Annotated in this window: 23 protein-coding genes and 1 tRNA gene; 10 read left to right on the top strand and 14 right to left on the bottom strand. The window is 56.8% G+C overall.

Annotation, left to right across the window (positions count from 1 at the left end; all coding sequences use genetic code 11):
- Window positions 1–44 precede the first annotated feature (44 nt).
- From BXY66_RS10340 to BXY66_RS10325, 4 genes are read left to right on the top strand one after another with little or no spacing between them, the layout of a single operon-like run.
- The gene (locus BXY66_RS10340) at window positions 45–1,364 is read left to right on the top strand and encodes a flavin-containing monooxygenase (protein WP_243694342.1); all 1,320 of its coding nucleotides are present in this window, start codon (window positions 45–47) and stop codon (window positions 1,362–1,364) included.
- Entirely contained in the window at window positions 1,361–2,278 is a 918-nt protein-coding gene (locus tag BXY66_RS10335) for a bile acid:sodium symporter family protein (RefSeq protein WP_132860026.1), read from the top strand. The genes BXY66_RS10340 and BXY66_RS10335 overlap by 4 nt, the downstream gene beginning before the upstream one ends.
- A complete protein-coding gene (locus BXY66_RS10330) occupies window positions 2,275–3,210 on the top strand; it encodes an SDR family oxidoreductase (RefSeq protein ID WP_132860025.1) in 936 nt (311 codons plus the stop codon). Before BXY66_RS10335 ends, BXY66_RS10330 begins: the two co-directional genes overlap by 4 nt.
- Window positions 3,207–3,965 (top strand): SDR family NAD(P)-dependent oxidoreductase, encoded by a 759-nt coding sequence (locus BXY66_RS10325; RefSeq protein ID WP_132860024.1) that lies wholly within the window; start codon window positions 3,207–3,209, stop codon window positions 3,963–3,965. Before BXY66_RS10330 ends, BXY66_RS10325 begins: the two co-directional genes overlap by 4 nt.
- A 3-nt stretch (window positions 3,966–3,968) precedes the next feature.
- Here the strand turns inward: BXY66_RS10325 and BXY66_RS10320 are convergent, their stop codons facing one another.
- From BXY66_RS10320 to BXY66_RS20465, 3 genes are all read right to left on the bottom strand, one after another.
- Window positions 3,969–5,798: a sensor domain-containing diguanylate cyclase gene (locus tag BXY66_RS10320; protein ID WP_132860023.1), complete on the bottom strand. Its 1,830-nt coding sequence runs from the start codon at window positions 5,796–5,798 to the stop codon at window positions 3,969–3,971.
- A 137-nt stretch (window positions 5,799–5,935) separates the two neighbouring features.
- A complete protein-coding gene (locus BXY66_RS10315) occupies window positions 5,936–7,771 on the bottom strand; it encodes a sensor domain-containing diguanylate cyclase (RefSeq protein ID WP_132860022.1) in 1,836 nt (611 codons plus the stop codon).
- Window positions 7,772–7,962: 191 nt separating this feature from the next.
- Window positions 7,963–8,046 (bottom strand) — tRNA-Tyr (locus BXY66_RS20465).
- A 136-nt stretch (window positions 8,047–8,182) separates the two neighbouring features.
- On the opposite strand from BXY66_RS20465, the gene rlmB reads away from it, so the two are divergent.
- The 3 genes from rlmB to BXY66_RS10300 all read left to right on the top strand — a co-directional run bounded on the left by rlmB (window position 8,183) and on the right by BXY66_RS10300 (window position 9,980).
- A complete protein-coding gene (rlmB, locus tag BXY66_RS10310) occupies window positions 8,183–8,962 on the top strand; it encodes a 23S rRNA (guanosine(2251)-2'-O)-methyltransferase RlmB (protein WP_132860021.1) in 780 nt (259 codons plus the stop codon).
- Window positions 8,963–9,030: 68 nt separating this feature from the next.
- Window positions 9,031–9,330 (top strand): hypothetical protein, encoded by a 300-nt coding sequence (locus BXY66_RS10305; protein ID WP_132860020.1) that lies wholly within the window; start codon window positions 9,031–9,033, stop codon window positions 9,328–9,330.
- Between the two features lie 182 nt (window positions 9,331–9,512).
- Window positions 9,513–9,980 (top strand): CoA-binding protein, encoded by a 468-nt coding sequence (locus tag BXY66_RS10300; protein ID WP_132860019.1) that lies wholly within the window; start codon window positions 9,513–9,515, stop codon window positions 9,978–9,980.
- On the opposite strand, the gene BXY66_RS10295 is transcribed toward BXY66_RS10300, so the two are convergent.
- The 4 genes from BXY66_RS10295 to hisF form a co-directional block, all read right to left on the bottom strand.
- Window positions 9,977–11,731: an ATP-binding protein gene (locus tag BXY66_RS10295; RefSeq protein ID WP_132860018.1), complete on the bottom strand. Its 1,755-nt coding sequence runs from the start codon at window positions 11,729–11,731 to the stop codon at window positions 9,977–9,979. The genes BXY66_RS10300 and BXY66_RS10295 overlap by 4 nt on opposite strands.
- Before the next feature lie 86 nt (window positions 11,732–11,817).
- Window positions 11,818–12,342 (bottom strand): hypothetical protein, encoded by a 525-nt coding sequence (locus BXY66_RS10290; protein ID WP_132860017.1) that lies wholly within the window; start codon window positions 12,340–12,342, stop codon window positions 11,818–11,820.
- A 62-nt stretch (window positions 12,343–12,404) separates the two neighbouring features.
- Window positions 12,405–12,716 carry a phosphoribosyl-ATP diphosphatase gene (locus BXY66_RS10285; protein WP_132860016.1) on the bottom strand — a complete coding sequence of 104 codons (312 nt, stop codon included), beginning with the start codon at window positions 12,714–12,716 and terminating at the stop codon, window positions 12,405–12,407.
- On the bottom strand, window positions 12,713–13,510 hold the full coding sequence (gene hisF, locus BXY66_RS10280) for an imidazole glycerol phosphate synthase subunit HisF (protein WP_132860015.1): 798 nt from the start codon (window positions 13,508–13,510) through the stop codon (window positions 12,713–12,715). The genes BXY66_RS10285 and hisF overlap by 4 nt, the downstream gene beginning before the upstream one ends.
- A 98-nt stretch (window positions 13,511–13,608) precedes the next feature.
- Here hisF and BXY66_RS10275 point away from each other — a divergent pair, with 98 nt between their 5' ends.
- Complete coding sequence (locus BXY66_RS10275; protein ID WP_132860014.1) at window positions 13,609–14,064, top strand: DUF302 domain-containing protein; 456 nt, start codon at window positions 13,609–13,611, stop codon at window positions 14,062–14,064.
- On the opposite strand, the gene BXY66_RS10270 is transcribed toward BXY66_RS10275, so the two are convergent.
- The 4 genes from BXY66_RS10270 to hisA all read right to left on the bottom strand — a co-directional run bounded on the left by BXY66_RS10270 (window position 14,065) and on the right by hisA (window position 15,923).
- Window positions 14,065–14,520 (bottom strand): DUF2867 domain-containing protein, encoded by a 456-nt coding sequence (locus BXY66_RS10270; RefSeq protein ID WP_132860013.1) that lies wholly within the window; start codon window positions 14,518–14,520, stop codon window positions 14,065–14,067.
- 86 nt (window positions 14,521–14,606) lie between these two features.
- A complete protein-coding gene (locus BXY66_RS10265) occupies window positions 14,607–14,924 on the bottom strand; it encodes a hypothetical protein (protein WP_132860012.1) in 318 nt (105 codons plus the stop codon).
- On the bottom strand, window positions 14,896–15,204 hold the full coding sequence (locus BXY66_RS10260) for a hypothetical protein (protein WP_132860011.1): 309 nt from the start codon (window positions 15,202–15,204) through the stop codon (window positions 14,896–14,898). The genes BXY66_RS10265 and BXY66_RS10260 overlap by 29 nt, the downstream gene beginning before the upstream one ends.
- A complete protein-coding gene (gene hisA, locus BXY66_RS10255) occupies window positions 15,201–15,923 on the bottom strand; it encodes a 1-(5-phosphoribosyl)-5-[(5-phosphoribosylamino)methylideneamino]imidazole-4-carboxamide isomerase (RefSeq protein ID WP_132860010.1) in 723 nt (240 codons plus the stop codon). The genes BXY66_RS10260 and hisA overlap by 4 nt, the downstream gene beginning before the upstream one ends.
- Before the next feature lie 137 nt (window positions 15,924–16,060).
- Between hisA and BXY66_RS10250 the strand changes: the two genes are divergently transcribed.
- Window positions 16,061–16,453, top strand: coding sequence for a DUF2147 domain-containing protein (locus BXY66_RS10250; RefSeq protein WP_132860009.1), 393 nt, complete (start codon window positions 16,061–16,063; stop codon window positions 16,451–16,453).
- Window positions 16,454–16,520: 67 nt separating this feature from the next.
- On the opposite strand, the gene BXY66_RS10245 is transcribed toward BXY66_RS10250, so the two are convergent.
- The gene (locus BXY66_RS10245; RefSeq protein ID WP_132860008.1) at window positions 16,521–17,060 is read right to left on the bottom strand and encodes a peroxiredoxin-like family protein; all 540 of its coding nucleotides are present in this window, start codon (window positions 17,058–17,060) and stop codon (window positions 16,521–16,523) included.
- A gap of 96 nt (window positions 17,061–17,156) precedes the next feature.
- Between BXY66_RS10245 and BXY66_RS10240 the strand changes: the two genes are divergently transcribed.
- Window positions 17,157–17,882, top strand: a complete 726-nt coding sequence (locus BXY66_RS10240) for a helix-turn-helix transcriptional regulator (RefSeq protein ID WP_132860007.1) — start codon at window positions 17,157–17,159, stop codon at window positions 17,880–17,882.
- 4 nt (window positions 17,883–17,886) lie between these two features.
- On the opposite strand, the gene BXY66_RS10235 is transcribed toward BXY66_RS10240, so the two are convergent.
- Window positions 17,887–19,671 (bottom strand): SLC13 family permease, encoded by a 1,785-nt coding sequence (locus BXY66_RS10235; protein WP_132860006.1) that lies wholly within the window; start codon window positions 19,669–19,671, stop codon window positions 17,887–17,889.
- A 78-nt stretch (window positions 19,672–19,749) separates the two neighbouring features.
- On the bottom strand, window positions 19,750–20,625 hold the full coding sequence (locus BXY66_RS10230; protein WP_132860005.1) for a DMT family transporter: 876 nt from the start codon (window positions 20,623–20,625) through the stop codon (window positions 19,750–19,752).
- Between the last annotated feature and the right edge of the window lies 1 nt (window position 20,626).

The raw sequence follows: 20,626 nt of genomic DNA, 5'->3' as shown, positions 1-20,626 counted from the left end.
TTGTACAGATGTTCAATTTAAATGTGGGAAGAGGAGAGCAGAAATTGAAGGCAGGTAACGGAAAGTTTGCCCTGATCGGAGCCGGCCCGATGGGGCTCGCGGCGGCAAAAGTAATGTCAGAGCAGGGCGTCGCCTTTCAGGGGTTCGAGATGCACAGCGATGTCGGGGGGCTTTGGGATATCGATGCACCGCGCTCTACGATGTATGAAAGCGCGCATCTGATATCATCCAAGACGATGACGGAATTTGCAGATTTCCCGATGGACGAAGACGTGGCGGAGTATCCTTCGCATAGGGAAATGGCGCGCTATTTCCGCGATTTTGCTGATCATTTCGACTTGCGCCGCCACTACCGGTTTGGTGCCCAAGTCAACGAGGTCACCCCTTTGGGGGGCAACGGAGAGGGCTGGCGTGTCGCCTGGACGGACCAGGACGGTGCGCATGAAGACGTCTTTGCCGGTGTGATGATTGCCAATGGAACCCTGTCGGAACCAAACATGCCGGATTTTCCGGGGCATTTCGAAGGCGAGTTGATCCATGCCAGTCAATACCGGCAGCCCGAACAGTTCGCCCAAAAGCGGGTGTTGGTGGTAGGGGCCGGCAATTCGGGGTGCGACATCGCTGTGGACGCTGTCCACCACGGCAAAAGCTGTGATCTTTCAATGCGGCGTGGATACTACTTTGTGCCCAAATATGTCTTTGGCAAACCTGCCGATACTATGGGCGGAGCGATCAAGTTGCCGATGTGGCTCAAGCGGCCCATCGACAGTCTGATCTTGCGATGGTTTGTCGGGGATCCTCAGAAATACGGTTTCCCGAAACCTGACTACAAGCTCTACGAAAGCCACCCGGTGGTGAACTCACTGGTGCTTTATCATGCCGGGCACGGAGATCTCGGCATCCGGGCAGACATCAAGGAGTTGGACGGCAACACCGTAAGATTTACAGACGGAAGCAGTGCGGACTACGACATGATCCTCGCGGCGACCGGCTACAAACTGCACTATCCGTTTATCCGTAAAGACCTGCTGAATTGGCAAGGCGATGCGCCGCATCTCTATCTGAATGCGATGCACCCGACCCGTGATGATCTCTTTGTGCTCGGCATGGTCGAGGCGACGGGTCTCGGCTGGCAGGGGCGGCACGAACAAGCGGAGATGATCGTGCGTTACATCACGGGCCTAGAGGGTGGCAGCGCCTCCGCGAAAAAGCTGCAAGCGGCGAAATCCAAAGGATTTGAACGTGCGACGGGAGGTATGCAGTACCTCGATCTCGCCCGTATGGCGTACTACGTGGATAAAGCGACCTATCGGGGGGCAGTCAACGGCTGGATCAAACAGCTTGGCGGGGAGGGCGCAGCATGAGCACTCCCGCATACGCTGGCCTTGATGAGGTCGTTCTGAACTTTAGCCCCGGGAGCCTGACACTGCTGAACGGTATCCTTGCGGTGGTGATGTTCTCCATTGCGATTGATCTGACGCCATCGGATTTCAAACGCTTGGCAAAAGGTCCCAAACCCGTTGTCACCGGTTTGGTTTCCCAATTCATCGTTTTGCCTGTTCTGACGTTCCTGCTGGTGTTGCTCGTTCAGCCGCGACCGTCGATCGCCTTGGGGCTGATGCTGGTCGCCGCCTGTCCCGGTGGCAATATCTCCAACTTCATCACTCATCGCGCCGGTGGAAATGCGGCGCTCTCTGTCAGCATGACAGCTTTCGCCACAGTTGGTGCGATCCTGCTGACACCGCTTAACATTGCGTTTTATGGCAATCTTTATGCACCGACGCGGGAAATCCTGCAGGCGACGCAAATTGATCCTGTGTCCGTCGCGATCACCGTCGGGTTCATGCTGGTTCTGCCCTTGATCCTCGGGATTACCCTCAACGTCATGCGCCCTGAGATCACCGCCAAGCTACGCAAACCGCTGCAATACCTGTCGATGGGTATTTTTATCGCCTTCATTGCCGCAGCGTTGGCGTCCAACTGGGACTATTTCAAGAGCTTTGCCGGAGCGGTGGCGCTCTTGGTGATCATCCACAACGCGCTCGCGCTGGGTGGTGGCTTTGTCACTGCGACACTCGCCCGCCTCAGCCCTTATGACCGGCGCGCCATCACCATCGAAACTGGTATCCAGAATTCTGGACTTGGGTTGATCCTTATCTTCGGGTTCTTCAACGGTTTGGGTGGGATGGCTGTTGTGGCCGCGTTCTGGGGAATCTGGCACGCGATATCGGGTATCGGGTTGGCCGCACTGATGAACCGGACGGAGGCTGCACGATGAGCACCATACTGATCACCGGCGCGGCCGGAATGGTGGGGCAGGCCTTGCTGGACGTACTGGCAGACACATCGCACAGGGTCATTGCATGCGATCTGCATAAGCCGGCCTTGCCCGCAAACGCACGGTTTGAGCGGTTGGATGTAACAACAGATGATCCGGCGAAAGTCATTGGCGCAACCGAACCTGATGTGATTGTGCATTTGGCGTCGGTGGTGACGCCTCCCAAAGGCAGCACCCGCGAATTTGCCTACGCCGTGGATGTGACCGGCACCCGCAATGTGATTGACGCTGCCCTTAACGCAGGTACTCGCCGTATTGTCGTTACCTCTTCCGGAGCAGCTTACGGTTATCACGCCGACAATCCGGTGCCTTTGTCGGAAAACGATCCTGTCAGAGGCAACGAAGAGTTCGCCTATGCACACCATAAGCGGCTGGTCGAAGAAATGTTGGCCGATGCGCGCGCTGATCACCCCGAGTTGGAACAGGTCGTCCTTCGGGTCGGCACCGTGTTGGGACAGGGCACCGATAACCAGATCACGGCGCTGTTTCACAAACCACGGCTGCTTGCCGTCCGCGGCAGCGACAGCCCGTTCGTATTCATCTGGACCGACGACTTGGGCCGCATACTCGCACGGGCTGCCACCGATGGACCAACCGGCATTTTCAACGTCTGCGGTGACGGGGCCATGGGGATCAGAGACCTTGCCGAGACTCTGCAAAAACCAGTCCTGCGTGTCCCCGCTGCGGCTCTCAAGGCGGCGCTGGGCGTGGCTCATCCGTTGGGGCTAAGTCGCTATGGTCCCGAGCAGGTTGGTTTTCTCCAGTATCGACCGGTTCTGGACAACACCGCGCTCAAGTCGGAATTCGGGTATGTCCCTCAGAAGACCAGCAGAGAGGTATTTGACAGCTGGAAAGAGAGTGTAGGCCTATGAAGACCGCTGTGATTTCCGGAGGCGCCGGCGGATTAGGACAAGCATTGAGCCGCAGGCTCCAGTCAGACGGGTGGCGCGTGGTTCTGCTCGATCTCGACACCAGCGCTTTGGAGGAAACCGCAACACAGGTACCAGTGGATTGCGACCTTACGGATTCAGTTCAGCTTTCGTCGGCGGTCAACTCAATCCTTGCCTCATCCAGTTCAGTTGATCTTGTGATCTACAATGCCGGTATCACGCAGATAGGAGCCTTTGCGGAAACCCCCGACGCCACACACAGAAAGGTTTTCGAGGTAAATTATTTTGCTGCCGTTGCAATGGCGCGTGGCTTTCAGGAAGCCATACGTGCGAGCAAAGGGACGCACCTTGCCATCAGTTCGGTCGCTGGATTTGCACCACTTTACTTACGGGCGGCCTATGCGGCGTCAAAACACGCGCTCGAAGGGTTCTTCGGGTCACTACGCAGCGAGGAAAGCGCGTTTGGTGTCCGAACACTGATCGCTGCTCCTTCATTCGTGGCGACAAACATCGGCAATGATGAACGTCAAACAGATGGGATTGCGCGCCCCGGGTCGGCTTCGGACGGCATCGATTACATGACGCCGGACGATGCCGCTCGTATTATTTTACGCGGTCTCGCCAAAGGGACCCCTTTGATCCCTGTCGGACGGGTGGCCCGCCTGTCGTGGCTCGTCAATCGGCTCAGCCCAAGGCTTTTCCAGCGGATGATGGAGCGCAACATAAAGGGGGTCTGAATGTCAGGCGACCGCGGGTTGCGAAACAAGCCCCGAGTAGGTGCGCACCCGATTACGTCCGGCACGTTTCGCGTCATATAGCGAGTCATCCGCATTGCGGAGCAACGCATTCACGGTGGTTGTCCGGTTGCGAGCCTCCGCCACACCGAAGCTGCAAGTGATGCGCAGGATCGTACCGTCGTCTGTCGAAACACGCATGGCTGAAATTTCCTTGCGCAGCCGATCCGCGATGCAAGCAGCCTCTTCTTCGTTGGTGTTCGGCAGGATCACCGCGAACTCTTCGCCGCCATACCGGCAGACGCTGTCTGCGCGCCGCATATTGGCGTTGCGCAAGCTTTCACCCAGAGACTTCAAAACAATGTCGCCAACTTGGTGCCCATGGGTATCATTGAAAGCCTTAAAGTGGTCGATGTCGAACAACACCATCGCCATCGGTTCGCCTGATTTGGCCATACCTTCCCACGCAAGCGCAAACTCGTGGTCGAATGCCTGCCGGTTCAAAAGCCCGGTCAGGTGATCATGGCGCGCAGAATTCACAGCCGCACGATGCATCCGCTGCAAGGTCGCGCGTTCTTCCATAAGGGTGGTGGCCCTGCGCTGGGACTGCGCGAACCTTTGACCGATAAGGAAGGTGTAGAACACCATCGTCGCCGTGAACGCATGCTCTATTAGCAGAACCTCATAATCTGTGAGAATGACGGACACCACGTCGTGGGACGCTCCGAAAATCAGCGTGCCAAGTGCGACGCTGGCAAACACCGCGCCCTGTTCGCGGGCCAGAATTGCACGCACGATACCCCAAAGCGACGCGACGCAAACAAAGAGCGCATGGGCCTGATAGACGGGGAGGGAATTGCTCATCATGTCCGGCGGGGCGGTCAGAATAAAGCCGCACAACAACGCGACGACTGTGAGGACAGCCCGCATCAGCCAAGCCGGGTAGTAGTCAGGCAATAGGGCGCGGTTCAGGCCAACCAACATAGTCGTGGCAAAAACGATGTTCATCATCTCAAGCCGCATTCGGATGACGAACCATTCGGGGCCGAACCAAAGCTCGATCTTGTCCCAGAGAATGAGTGCACGCATGGCAATCAGCAAACAGCCGAAAGCCAGATAGAACGGGGCGGCGTCTTTCGGGTTCAGACCATAGAGAAAAAAGTTCTGCGCCATCGTAAACATAATGATGCCGACCACGATGCCGAGAATCAGCTCGTGATGTGTCCGTTCGGCAAGATTGGCTTCGCGGGTTGTGATCTCCGGCTTGTTGAGAATCCCGTTCCAAGAGTTGATTCCGCTCCAACCAAACACATCCTTGCGAACCTGCAACACCAAGAGGCCTTTGCCACGCCCCTGAAAGTCATGCACCTGGTTGCGGATTGCGGCTTGTGGTTCGCCTTCCATATGTCCGGCTTCTGCCACCATGTGCCAGTAATGTGGGCCAACCAGAGGAACCCAATACACTCTGTACGCTTCAGAGATCGTGCTCATCGCCAACACAAGATGTTCGTTGGTCAACGGTACGTCGACCGGCGCGACATAGGTCGCAACCCCGTGATAATAGGGGTTTTCCGGGTCTTTGGGGATGAAGTCCTGCCAGCGACTGGGCACCGGTGCCCGCTCCAGTGTGCCCTCGGTATAGGCTTTATGCGCTTCCATCGGAGACAAAAGCTCGCCCCATGCGAAACCCCATTCCCCTTGGAGAGGAACAGTCAGCGAGTCGCCTTCTTCGGGAGCAAAAATTGCCAGGTCGGACTGGGCCATTGCCTTGATGGGCAATATGAGCGCCAGTGCCAGCATGAGCACGCGCGTAAAGTGAGGTATCAGGTATGACAACAACCGGCTCCGGCCAATTTAGTACTTGTATTGGGTTCTAAGGTCGAAAGCTTAAGAGGCGATAAAACTTCGGTTGGTGAAGTGAATTCTACGCAATAATTCGTACGCTGCCGTCGCACCGTCCGTCATGGTTCGATTCATGTCGCGGAGATGTCGGGGAACTGCGGGTGCTGGAGGCTGTAAACGCCGTTGACGCAGTTGCGGCCCTGATCTTTTGCGGCATAAAGGGCCTCGTCCGCGCGCTCCAGAAGGCTTTCGGCGGAGCATCCGGATGCTGTGATCGTACATGCCACACCAAAACTGCAAGTTACAGACAACGCAAATTCAGGATCGTCGATCACAGGAGTCTCGGCCACGTCTTCGCGGATTTTTTCAGCCACCAACAAGGCGTCTTCCAAGAGTGTGTTTGGCAGAATGAGCGCGAACTCCTCCCCGCCATAGCGGCAAACACGGTCGTGCCGACGCATCGGGAAGTCCGCCAATCGATCGGCCAGCGATTTCAGTACACGGTCCCCCATCGGGTGCCCATACGTATCGTTGACTTGTTTGAAATGATCGATGTCGAACAGGACAACCGAGAGCGGCTCGACCTTGGCGTTGGATGCTCGCCATGCGTGGGTGAACTCATGATCAAAAGCCTGTCGGTTCAACAGCCCTGTCAGATGATCGCGCCGCGCCGAATTCACTGCGTCGCTGTGCAGCTTTTTGAGCATTTCCTTTTCTTCTTCCAGCATCTGACTGCGACTGATGGCGATTGAAACCTTGCGCCCGACAAACAATGTGCAAAGTGCCATAAAGACAAAAATGGCCATTGCTGTGATGCGGTACTGTGTGCTTCCGGTTTCTGCCGCGATGATGTCGTGAACCGCAGCGGAAAGTATAAAAACAAGCGCCAGCATCAATGTCGTAGCACCTTGTTTGCCGTCAAGCATAGCCCGCCCCAAACCGTAGCCCATCACCAGGAAAACGAGGATCAGGAAGGCCTCATAGACGAGAAGATAGTACGACATCAGGTCGGCGGGCGCCGCCAGAATGAAGATGCCTGCAAAGCCTCCGAACCCGACAATGGTCCACATGAGCACGGGGCCGATCAGCGGAGGAATGAGGTATCGGATTGTCAAAAGCAGGATCGGCCCGACTGTAACGGTGGCCAGCAGTTCGATCCTGGTCCTGAGAACGTGAACTCCAGTGCCGAAAATGACTTCGAGCGAGTTCGATGACGCAGCAAGGTGCAGCATTACGATCAATGCTGCGTTTCCGAGCAGCAATGGCGCATAATCGTTGCGGCGCAGACTGAACAGGTAGAAGTTCTGGAAAACCGCAAAAAACAGACAGCCCGTCCAAAAGCCGTCAAAAATACGTTGGAGCTTGCGGTTAACGTTGTCGATTTCCGACGTTGTGATGCGCGGCGGGTTAAAAAAGCCGCCCCAAGCCAGAACGTCCTTGCGGACGTGTATCAAAAGGACACCTTTACCGCTTCCGTTTACAGGGTGGGATAGGTCGACATAAGCGGCTTTTGCCGGGCCAGTTAGGTTGCCCTCGGAGGCGATGCGTATTGCTGCGTCTGGGGATCCTTTGGGAACCCAAAAGACCTCGTAGGCTTCCGGTATCCGTTCAACGTGCAGAACGAGGGAAATGTCCTTGTCTTCCGGAAGATGCAATTCGCGGGCATAAGTGGCAATGCCGTGATTGTACGGATTTGCAGAGTCATGCGGCAAATGGCTGGCCCAGGTTGACGGGGTGGAAACCACATCCAGAGTGTTTGCAGCCAAGGCCTCAAGGACGGCCGCGGGAGACAAATACTCTCCCCATGCAAAGTGCCATTCGCCATCCAGTACCTGTTCGTAGCTGTCATTGGCAGTGTTCCGCGCGCTGGACTTGCCCAGAAAATGCACAAAGAACGGCGCAGCGGCAACGCAGGCGACCAAGGCAACAAAAAGCAGCGCTTTCAAGTGTGAACGGCTGAATTCCACGCGGTTTCTCCGAGGGTGTATCGCGGCTCGAAGTAGGGCAAAGGACTTAATGAGACCTAAAGGAGAGTGACCGGAAAACGGCCATTGACACCCGTATTTTTATCAAATCAGAAACATCCGCCGTTTGGGCGGAATTGTCGGCAAAAGCCCGCGCAAAGGCGCGTGTTTGTTGCTGATTTCAAGAGAGAAAGTGGTGGGCGACCTTGGAATCGAACCAAGCGTGCGTCTCCGCGAGGGAGTTACAGTCCCCTGCCACACCTTGCGGCCTGTCGCCCACTTTCTTCGGTCTTGCGACCGTGGTGTGAGGGGCTGATTACTTTGATGTGTGGGGGGCGTCAACAAGAAAATATCTTGCACATGGCGGCTGGGCATCGCATTGATGCCCCTTCAGCATTTTAAGGGGTCTGGACCATGAAAAAACCCAAGTGGGTGGTCGAAAAAGAGCAGGCAAAACGCAAAGCCGCATCCGAAACTGTCTGGCTTTTTGGATTGCACGCAGTGCGCGACGCTCTGACGAATCCTGCACGCGAAAAATTGCGTCTTATCGTGACCAGAAATGCCGCTGACAAACTTGCAGATGCCATTGCCGAAGCGGGAATAACACCCGAAATGGCTGACCCGCGCAAGTTCACCGCTCCTCTTGACCCGCAGTCCGTACATCAAGGCGCAGCGCTGGAAGTTAAGCCTCTGGATTGGGGACGTTTGGCCGACCGGGCCATTGCTGATGACGAACGTCCACAGCGTCTCATTCTGTTGGACCGAGTGACTGACCCGCACAATGTGGGCGCGATCCTGCGCTCCGCTGAAGTCTTTGGTGCGCTGGCTGTGATCGGGACCCGCCACCACTCGGCACCGGAAACGGGCGCCTTGGCCAAAACGGCCAGCGGCGCTTTGGAACGTCAGCCATATCTACGTTTGCGCAACTTGGCAGATGCCATCTCGGAATTGCAGAACATGGGCTACCTTGTTCTAGGTCTTGACGGAGAGGCAGATCAGACAATCGAAACTGCGTTGGAAGGCCGCAAGGATCAACCGGTTGCTTTGGTGATGGGGGCCGAAGGGCCGGGCTTGCGCGAGAAAACCAAGGAGACGGTAGATCAGTTGGTCAAGATCGAGTTTGCCGGCGCCTTTGGCTCGCTCAACGTGTCCAACGCTGCGGCTGTCGCGCTTTATGCATCTTTGCCCCGATAAATCCGCCAACAACTCTCGCATTTCCCGAAGCTCACCCTAGGTTCTAGAAAACCTGAGAGGAGGCCGACTTGCCTGGCGCATCGAAAATCGCGACCTGTTGTTACTGCGGTACACGCGCAGCGCTTGTGTTGAGAGGTGACAGCCGCCACGAGCTGTCCTGCTCTTCTTGCGGTGCACCGTTGCATGAACTGAAGTCCATTCCCTTGCAAAAACAACGAGTTGAGCGGGAAGTTGCCTATCGTTCGGCAAGTGCCAAGGCGCAAAGGAAGACTGCTGAGAAGCCCCGTAAGAAGCTGAAAAACAAAAGAAAATTCGCAAAAAAGATCTTCGAGGAAGCTTTCGACTTCATAGAAGACATATTTGATTGAAGAGCGATCCGTTCACGCGGCAGTGAGCGCCTCTTTAATCCGTTGTCACAACACCTACGTAACATAGTGAGAAACGCAGACGTGGAACCCTGCGTTTCGCTTCACTGTCCCTCGTTCCGAACTTGCGCCCAAACGTTGTTTGGGCGCTTCTTTTTTTTCACAACACCCGATAGCGTCGTTGCATGGAATATTCCGACGCAAACCTGAAAAAGATTCTCACACGGACAAAAGTTGTTGCCGTGATTGGGGTATCTATGAATTCCGTACGCCCAAGTTACTACGTGGCGCGGTATCTATCCCTGAAGGGCTACCGGGTAATCCCGGTCAACCCGGGCCATGCTGGCAAAATGCTTTTCGGGGAGACCGTTGTCGCGGATTTGTCCGACATCGACGCGCCGGTGGACATGGTGGATATCTTCCGGAGGTCCGAAGCTGTGCCGCCAATTGTCGACGCCGCAATTGCGCATCTACCGTCGCTGAAAACTGTTTGGATGCAGATCGGCGTGGAGAACGCAGAGGCTGCGGCAAAGGCGGAAGCCAAGGGCTTGGACGTCATTCAGAACCGGTGCCCGAAAATCGAATACCAAAGGCTCTTTGGTGAGTTGCGCATGGGCGGGTTTGCCACCGGCATCATCTCATCAAAACTTTAGGCTGCGCCTCGCTCGGTGCAGCGCTCAATCAGACGGACAAGCACGTCCGAAAGTTCCGCTTTTCGGAATGGTTTGCCAAGGCAGGCGGCCATGCCAGCGCTGATGTAGCTTGCTGTCTGTTCTGGCAGGATATTGGCTGAAAGTGCAACCATCGGCGTACTGGCGTTCAACGCACCTTCGCTTTTGATCCTGGCACAGGCCTCGAGGCCATCCATTTCCGGCATCTGAATGTCCATCAGGATCATGTCAAACTTTGTCTGAGTGCAATGTTCAACTGCGGCGCGACCATTGTCGACGATCACAGGTTCGATACCCATGGACTGCAGAAACCGTTGAACAATGACCTGGTTCGTGCGTGTGTCCTCAGCCACCAGAACCTTTGCCCCTTTCAGGCATTCCCGATCGCCGGGTGCATTGGGTACATTTGCTGGCTCGCTTGGGGCAGGTGTGGCCGCCGGAACGGGTGCTTCAACTTCGATGATCGGCACCGTGAACCAGAATGTGCTGCCTTTGCCGGGTTGGCTTGTAACACCGATCTCGCCGCCATGCAGTTCCACCAGTTCTTTGGAAATCGCAAGCCCAAGGCCGGTTCCGCCATATTTGCGGTTGGTCGACGCACTGGCCTGTTCAAACTTGCGGAAAACCCGTCGTTGCGCGCCTTCGGTCATGCCAATGCCTTGATCCGTCACGCTCACTCGGATCAGGTCGTTTTCCCGACCTACATTAACCGTGACAGTGCCCTCGCTGGAAAACTTCAGCGCGTTGCTCACGAGATTGCTGACAACTTGCTGCATCCGTGCAGGGTCAGCGGAAATCCACTTGGGCAGGCGGTTCTCTTGTTGGTAAACCAGCTTCAGACCACGGGTTTCTGCGCCAGCCTGAAGCGCGTGCACGGCAGGTTGCGCCAACTCAGACGGGGCGCAGGGCACACGTTCGAATGTGACGCCGCGTGCTGCAATCTTGGAATAGTCAAGAACGTCGTTGATCAACCGCAAAAGGGTCATGCCAGAGGCTTGTCCCATATGGATGAGCTCGCGTTGTTCCGGAGACAGGTCGGTGTCTTCCAAAAGTTGCAAGACGCCTGACAAGCCGTTCATTGGGGTGCGGATTTCGTGGCTCATATTGGCCAGAAACTCCGATTTAGCGTGGTTGGCGTCCTGCGCCTCCTGGCGCAATTCCACCAATTTGTTTTCCGCGCGGTTGAGTTCTCGGTCAAACAGCGACAGTCCCCAGATGAAGGCACAGATCACGATTGACAGAACCGCTGCGCTCTCAACCGGCAGTTTGCCCAGATACGAGAAGAAAAACAGGTTCGCAAATGTGAAGACCGTCACGATCCACGCAGGTCTGGGACCCATCACCAAGAGGGCAATCACAGGCGGACCGATAAGAAATGCCTCCCTCAGCCAGACGCGGTTTTCCTCGAAATACATCACCATGTTCGTGTGTGCAGACAGCAGGAAGATCAGCGTCAACGCGGTTACGCGGGTGCTTCCGGTCCGGTGCAGGACCGAGGGCACGAAATAATAAAGCACGGAAATAACCATGCTGAGCGTCGCAACGGTTTCCGGCAATCCGGAGTTGATCAGCGATAGGTGAATATTGTGCAGAAACGAATTCACGCCAATCACAAAGCTGAAGCTGCAAATCAACCGGTTTCGCGCGCCAAGAAACGTCGACTCCGAGTCGCGCTCGGGCCAATAGTAAGCCTTCAAGGCTTTCACAGCTTTGGCGCAGAAGGGTCGGTACATCAGATCAATGGCGGGAATCGTTGGGTTACAGCTTTCTGCGAACCTCTTGCCCGAGAAAACCTTAACGCCCGATAAAGGCCGACGAATTAGTTGCGGCGGTCTCTGAACACCTGGCTGCGCGGTTTCCAATTGTAGCGGGTGTCTTCGACCATCGGCGCCCAGAAAAGGTAGCCCCCGTACCGCCACGGATCTAGCACAACGCCGCTTTGCATCGGTTCGCCGCGCTCGGACAGGATCACGGTGCTGTGCTCAATCCGCAGATTGTCCGTGTTCGCGATCGCGCGGTGCAGGCTCAGGGTTTGCAGATTCTCTGCCCGGAGGCGGGATTCTAGATCATCCGCCCAATGCCAGCACAAACCGCGTGAACGAAGCCCTTGATTGACCTTGGTGTTGTGAATGAGCGGCGGGTCAGAGACCTGATACTCGGAGCGCAATTGCAGGGAATATTCGTACGAAATGCGGGCCACACGCGCCGCTTCTTCGCGCGACACAAAATCCCCAAGTGCGAGAATTTCCTGCTCAAGCCCCGGAATGTCCGGCTTTTTGGCGTCTTCGGGAACACCGCAAGCCACCAAAACAATAAATACAAATGAGGCCAGTAGCCGCGCCATCCAGGCTGCTCCGTAAACGGGGTTTGCCTGACTATAGGCGGGGTTTGCTTCAGGGCAATCCCTCAGCTGCGCGCAGCCTTCTCGGCGATGCCGCTCAATCCCTGACGACGCGCCAGTTCCGTCAGTACATCCTCCAGCGCCACATCGCGCGCTTCAAGCATAACCAACAGGTGATACAGCACGTCCGCGGCTTCGTACGTCAATTTTTCGCGGTCGCCCTTGACCGCTTCAATCACCGCCTCAATGGCTTCCTCGCCAAACTTTTCGGCACATTTCTCCGGCCCTTTGGCCAGCAGTTTCGCCGTCCAGCTGCTCTCGGGATCAGCTTTCGCCCGTTGGGCAATCGTCGCCGCCAGTTCATTCAGTGTATTCATGTCAGCCTCATCGGAATACCGGCATCGTGCATGTATTGCTTCGCTTCCTGCACGGTGAATTCGCCAAAGTGAAAGATCGATGCTGCCAACACCGCGCTCGCGCCACCTTTGGTCACGCCTTCGACCAAATGGTCCAGCGTGCCCACGCCACCCGATGCAATAACCGGCACGTTCACCGCATCACTGATCGCTTTGGTCAATGGCAGGTTGAAACCCGCCTTGGTGCCGTCGCGATCCATCGAGGTCAGCAGAATTTCCCCAGCGCCCTTCGCCACGACCAGCTTGGCAAATTCCACTGCATCAATTGGCTTGCCGTCTTTGTCCAGCGCTTCTTTGCGCCCGCCGTGGGTGAAAATCCCCCAGCGGTTCGGAACGCCGTTTTCATCATGCCCAATCGTCTTGGCATCAATCGCGCAAACAATGCACTGGCTGCCAAACTGCGCCGCAGCCTCGGCAATCACGTCAGGGTTCGCCACGGCGGCAGAGTTGAAGCTCACCTTGTCCGCGCCCGCCAACAAAAGCTTGCGCACATCCGCCACGGTGCGCACACCGCCCCCCACGGTCAGCGGTACAAAACACTGCTCTGCCGTGCGCTGCACCATGTCGATCATTACGCCGCGATTGTCGTGCGTTGCATGAATATCCAGAAAGCAGATCTCATCCGCGCCCGCCGCATCATAGGCGCGCGCCGCTTCCACAGGGTCGCCCGCATCGCGCAGCCCCACAAAATTCACGCCTTTCACAACACGGCCGTCGGCCACGTCCAGACAGGGGATCAATCGTGTTTTCAGCATGCGCTCGCCTATTTTTGCACTTCACGCGTTTGTCTATTCACAAATGGCCCCTGACGCCAGACCATGTTGCCATCTGATTTGATGCTTTGGAGTTTGTGATGAAACGTTTTTTGAGCACCTGCGCCGCGCTTGCGGCTTTTGCAATGCCTGTGGCCGCGATGGACGACGACATTGTCAAAGTGGCCGCCACCGGATCAGTGGCCGAAACGATGGACGCGCTTGAGGCCGCCGTGACCAAAGCCGGCGTCGCGGTTTTTGCGCGCATTGATCACGGGGCAGGGGCCAAAAGCGTCGATATGGACCTTGGCGACTCCCAACTCCTGATCTTCGGCAGCCCCAAGATTGGCACCCCGGCAATGCAGGATGATCCGCTTGCTGGCCTCTATCTGCCGCTCAAGGTGCTTGTTTACCAAGACGCAGAGGGCAAGGTTTGGCTGGCCTATGAAAACCCGACCGACATGCTGGATGACCTCACCATCGCCAACGACGCCGCATATCTTGGCAAAATGGCGGGCGCGCTCGGCAAGTTGACCGGTGTCGCCGCAGGCCAATAATCAGCGGGCCGCGCGACGCAGCGCATCCCGCGCGATCAGTATGTGAAACGGCATGATCGTTGCGAGGTAAACCCGGCCCAAAAGGTTATGCCTATGCACCCAGGTTGCCAGCAGGATGTCTTCGCCGTCGCGCATGATTGAGACCCTGAAGTCGAGGTGCTTGTCGTCAAATCCGGCGATAATTTCCTGATCGTTTTCGCTTTCCAGTGGGAACATCCCGATCTTTTCCTGTCCCTTGAAGTCGGAGGGCAGGGCACCGGTCAATCCCATTGGCAACACGATCACATTGCGCAAAGCCACCAGAGCCTGCGCCCAACCGGGAAAGTTTGCGATTGTGTCTGCGGCTTGGCGCAATGGCATGGCGCTTGTTACGCGAAAGCAGTCGATGAAATCCCCGGCGCGAAATCGGTCGTGCAGCGCGCTGAAGGGCGGGAGAGGGGAGGTCGTCACAGTCATGCTATGGTCCTTGTCCTGTTCGCGCGCCAAATGTGCTTACCGCAAGGGAATGGATCAAGCCGACCCATTGTCACAGCTGTACCGCCTCAGTCCCGCGGGGCAAAAGCGCGACGCCACAGGTCTATTGCTGCCATGATCACCAGCCCCACCAAAGCAGCCACCGCCACAGGTGCCGTCATTAAAAAGAACCAGCCAGAGGTGAACATGGAGTGGAGCAACGGCCCAAAGTCCACGCCAATGATGCCGCACTCGGTGACAAATCCTTCGTGAAGGGTGCAGCCTGCGACATTGGCAATCAGCGAAGACGCAACAACCAGAAGGACCGGCAAAACAGAAACCGCAAACAGCAAGATCAGTCCCCGATAAATCAGGCGTCTACGTTTCCGGCTCCTTTGGCTCATCATGCTGTGGCCTCCTGGCCAACACAATAAGCGCAGCAAGGCTTGCAATGAAAGCCACCGGTAACGTGACAACCAACAGCGCGACAGCTGAATAGGCTTGCATCAGGACCGGTGCGCGATCCACACCGTCCACAACGCATCCACCCTGACTAAGTGCGAGGCCGAAGTCACAGCCCCAGCGCTCCGCGGCCCACTCCGACCAAAGATACGCCGCCAACGGCGCAAGGCAGACAAGGATCACCACCAGCAATACTCCGAGGAATATGCGGCGCGCGACCCTCATCCCTTCATCACCTCAAGTGCCTCGGCCAGATCGATCGCGCCATCATAGAGCGCGCGACCTGAAATCGCCCCGTTCAGTTCGGCGCCGCAGGCCTTGAGCGCCCTCAGATCGTCCAGCGAGCTGACACCGCCCGAGGCAATCACAGGGATTGAAACCGCGTTTGCCAATGCTGCTGTGGCCTCCACATTCGGACCTTTCATCGCGCCGTCGCGCATGATGTCGGTGTAAATGATCGCCGCCACGCCTGCGTCCTCAAAGGATTTCGCCAGATCGGTGACCATCACGTCGGTTTCCTCGGCCCAGCCTTTGGTTGCGACTTTTCCGTTACGCGCATCGATGCCCACGGCAACCTTGCCGGGGAATTCTTTCGCTGCTTCACGCACCAGATCGGGGTTTTCCACGGCTACGGTGCCAAGGATGACACGCGCCAGCCCCTTGTCGATCCATCGAGCGATGGTGTCCATGTCGCGGATGCCCCCGCCGAGCTGCGCGGGAACTTTAGTTTGTTTCAGAATTTCCTCGACAGGAGAAGCATTTACAGGCTCGCCGGCAAAGGCTCCGTTCAGATCCACAAGGTGAATCCACTCGCAGCCAGCGTTCACGAATTCCAAGGCCTGCGCCGCCGGGTTTTCATTAAAAACGGTTTCTTTTTCCATGTCGCCATGCACAAGGCGCACCGCGTTTCCGTCTTTCAAATCAATGGCGGGATAAAGGATCATTTACGTTTCCAGTCTAAGTCATCCAAGCGTCACCGCGATGTGGCATGCATGACGGTGAAATGCAACTTGCCCCCAAGTCAGGGTTGATCGGAATCGGCACCTGTCTCACTCTTTTCCCACAAAAGTGGAGGATCCCTATGAAAAAATTCGCACTCGCAGCCGCAATGGTCGTTGCAGGCGCAGGCGCAGCCATGGCAGACCCCGCCGCTGGCACCTGGAAAACCGAACCCGGCGACACCGGTGGTTATCTGCACGTCAAAGTCGCCCCCTGCGGCAGCAACATTTGCGGCACCATCGCCAAGGCATTTGATGAAACCGGCGCAGAAGTGGCCAACTATGAGCATGCCGGTAAGCGCATGCTTTGGGACATGAACGCCGACGGCGGCGGCAAGTACTCTGGCGGTCAGATTTGGGCTGCCGATTCAGACAAAACCTACAAGTCGAAAATGAGCCTGTCCGGCAACACTTTGACCGTCAAAGGATGTGTGGCCGTGATTTGCCGCGGTCAGGATTGGAAGCGCGTGAACTGAACACGCACTCCATCAGATAATGCAACGGGCGCTCGAAGTCGGGCGCCCGTTCTGTTTTTGGGGTAGCTTACACCGCGCCAGTGTACTCGCCGCGCGCCGGATAGTTGTTGGCGATGGCAAAATCGAGCGCGCCGACCAGTTCGGAGAAGTGTGGGCGCATAAACGGCATGGTTTGAACGGAGCCAAAATAAAGCGACTGTTCCGGTGATACCAGGAACACGCCGGGCTCCGAGAACAGCGCTGGTTCCTCGATGCCAATAGATGTCTTGCCGCGTGAAGTGGAGATATACAGACCCCAGTCACGTGCCGCACTCAAGTCGAGATCATACGCGATGCGCATACCATTGGCGGGTGCAACCTTTTCAAGCATCGCTGTCGCCCGCTCTTCGTTGTCGGAGCTCACGGCAACAACGCTGACACCGCGTTCGGCAAAGGCCGGTGCCTGTTTGTCGAGTTCTTTCAGGTAGGTTGCGCAGATCGGGCAATGCAAGCCGCGGTAAAAGCAAACCAAAGTACCGCGCTCGGTACCTTCTGCTGTCAGATCAAATGTGCCGCCACCGACCAGGGGAAGGGCAAGGCCGGGGGTTTTTTGGCGGGGCATCAACATGTCGTCTCTCCTATTGGACATTTCCTTGGCTGCCCTTGTGACAAGATTTTTGACATGATAAATCCGAATAATCTGACCAAAAATCCGGAAAATGCCATGGATCGTCTAACCACCCTGATTGAGAAGTTTCACCTTAGCGTGCAGCCCGCACCAGAAGGCGAAGCGAATTTGATCGCAATCTGCAATGGCGACGGGCTGCCGCGCGAAGTGCGGTTTTTCACGCGCGGAGTATCAGACTGGGCGGATCTGGATCGTTTGATGTTTGCTGCGCGGGTGGACTGGGCCGGCCCAAGTAATCCGCTCATGGCCGCACTGCCTGATCGCATCGATTATGATCTGGCGGACAAGGGGGATACGCAAACTTTGGTGCAGCTGATGTACGCAGAGGCCAAAGGCGGGCGCTGCGGTGCGCAATCGGTGCTGTCCCGGCTGGGTGAGGCTCTGATGGTGCGTCTGTTGCGCGATCAGATGCGTGAGGGCCGCACCGAAGTCGGTCTTCTGGCTGGGCTGGCCGATTCACGTCTGTCTCGGGCCATAGTCGCCATGCACGACCACCCCGGCAAACTCTGGTCCAACGCCGATCTCGCAGAAATTGCGGGGCTTTCTCTGTCGCGATTTTCCGAGCTGTTCTCAGAATTGGTGGGGGAAACGCCGATGGGGTATTTGCGCCGATGGCGACTGATCCTTGCCCATCAGGATGTACGCAAAGGGGATCGTATTGACGCGGTGGCGCGGCGCTATGCCTACGCGTCTCCCGAAAGCTTCACCCGAGCGTTTCGCAAGACCTACGGTGTTGCCCCGTCCTCTTACCGGGCGGCCTGATTGATCAGAGCGGCCAGATCACAGGTATTACTGCGGAGGTCAGCAGTCCGATCGACAGGTTGAGCGGGATGCCGACTTTCATGAAGTCAGTGAACTTATAGCCGCCCGGACCAAACACGAGCATGTTGGTCTGGTACCCGATGGGCGTGGCAAAGCTTGCCGAAGCCGCGATCATGACTGCCACTACCAGTGGACGGGGATCGATGCCGAGCGCGGTTGCCAATCCAACCGCAATAGGCGTGACCACAACGGCAACCGCGTTGTTTGACACCAGTTCGGTGAGCACCGATGTCAGCAGGTAAATTGCCCAGACCATGAGGAAGGGAGGCAACCCGCCAACGTAGGGCGCCAGTGCTTCCACCACGAGGGAAACTGCACCGGAGGACTGCAACGCTGCACCGATGGCAAGCATGGAGAAAATCAAGGCGAGCAGGCGCCCGTCCACAAAGGAAAAGGCTTCGTCAGCGTCAATGCAGCGTGTGAGCAGCACCACCGCGACCGCGAGGATTGACAGAAGGAAGATCGGGGCGACGCCAAATCCGGCCAGCACGACAATCGCCGCCATCGCACCCAAAGCAATCGGGGCGTGTTCTCGGCGGTATTCCCGTTCAGACGGTTGCGAGACATCAACCATATCCATTTCGTCTGATAGACGCTGAATGTCTTCCGGTGCGCCTTCCAGCAACAGAGTGTCACCAACGCGAACCACAAGCTGGTCCAATTGCTGGCCGATGTTCTGGTTTCGGCGGTGTACTGCAAGTGGATAGACACCAAACCGGCGACGCAGGCGTAACGCGCCAAGCCGGCGGCCTACCATCTTGCAGCCTGGCGTAATCAGCGCTTCGACCGTCGTGGTTTCAACTGCGCCAACTTGATCCAATCGCTTCAACGACTTGTCCCGTTGGAGACTCAATAGCTCTGTCATCTTGGTACGCAGAACCACGCGATCACCGACCTGAAGCTCGACCCCCTTTAGGTTGCGCCGCAGAGACGTGTCGCCACGTATGACGTCGATCAGCCGTACGCCGTCCCGTTTGAAAAGCTGTACGCCGGTCACTTCGCGCCCGATCAGGTTGCTTTCGGGCGGAATGACCGCTTCGGTGAAAAATTTCATCTGGCTGCGGTTCGTACCGGACAGCAGGTCGGCCATGCTCGATCGCTCGGGAAGAAGCTTGTTGCCAAAAAGGTAGAGATACAACATGCCCCATGCGACGACGATCAAACCCAGTGGAGTGACCTCGAATATGGTGAACGGTTCCAGCCCTTCGGCGCGCGCCACACCATCTACCAGGAGGTTGGTCGAAGTGCCGATTAGCGTCAGGGTTCCCCCCATGATGGCCGCATAACTCAGAGGGATCAAAAGCTTGGACGCCGACGTATCCAGCGTTCGCGCCAACTGCGTGAAGACCGGGATCATGACCACCACAACCGGCGTGTTGGAAACAAACGCCGAGGCCACGATCACAAAGAGCAGCAGCATGACAATTGCCATCTTGGGATTGGTCTTCGCTTGCCTGTCAGCCATATGGGTGAAAGCACTCAAAGCTCCGGTTCGCACCAGCGCCCCCATGACGATGAACATGGCCGCAATCGTCCAGGGAGCCGGATTGGACAGCACGTCGAGGGCCGCATTGTACGGCAAAACGCCGGCAATCAGCAAAAATGCGACGCCGCCTATTGCCACAACTTCGGTCGGATAGGTTTCACGCAGAAACAGTGTGAACATCACGGCCACGGTGCCCAGTGCCAAAATGGCCTGTGCTGTCTGCGAAATTTCAAAAAGCTGCATTTGCGCTCCGGAGTCAGATCCGGCCCAGATGTATCATGCAGCCTTGCTCGGGCAAGAGAATTTCCACGGGCCTTGGCGTCACTTTTCGCGTGGCTGCACAAGAAACATGCCCGTCAGGATCAAGCCCATCGCTGCCCAGACCCAGAATGAATACCGTTCTCCCAGAAGTAACATGGACCAGATCACGCCGGTGCCGGTCACGAGATAGCTGACCTGCGCGGCAAATACCGATCCCGCGCGGCTCACCAGCCAGACGTAGGCGGTATAGACGGTCACATGGATTATTGAGGACAGCACCAATGCGAATTCCGGCGCGTTCCATTCGGTTCTCGGGTCAATGAACTGTCCGGTGCCAACAGCAAGAGGAAGCGCGACAATCGCCCCGATGACCGACGCGCCGTACAACACATGTCCCGGCCCCAACCCGTGCATGCCCCATTTCGCGACGATGTTGCCTTCAAAGGCATAACAGAGCGGCGCGATCACCGCGATCGGCAGCCAGACAATCATGCTCGGGTCAGGTAGTGCCTCGGGCTCCGCCAGCAGGAATACGCCTCCAAGACCCAAAGCCAGCCCCGCAAGCCGCAACCAGCTGAACCTGTCTACGCCAAGCAAAAGCGCAACCGGGAAGGCAAACATGGCCACCAGCGAAATCACCAACGACATGACGCCCGCCGGAAGTTCTGCTGCTGCGCGATAGGAGAAGCTGTTGGGGATCACAGTGCCCAAAGCCGCGATCAGCAGAAAAAACCAGAGTAAACGGGGTGGCAGGCTGACCGGTTTGCCGGACACGATCCGAATTAGAAACATGAACACGGCGCCAATGGTCAACTGCCAGAAAATCAGCCCCAGCGGCTCATAGCCTTCCGATACGGCGATTTTGGTCAGTGGCTGCGTGATCCCCCAGCCGGCGCCGATTGCCAGCAGGATGCCAAACCACCGCAACTGCATCATT

Origin of the sequence: Shimia isoporae (assembly GCF_004346865.1) — a bacterium.
Classification (GTDB): domain Bacteria; phylum Pseudomonadota; class Alphaproteobacteria; order Rhodobacterales; family Rhodobacteraceae; genus Shimia; species Shimia isoporae.
Note: the sequence above shows the minus strand (reverse complement) of the source record. Positions and strands in the feature narration are given on the sequence as shown.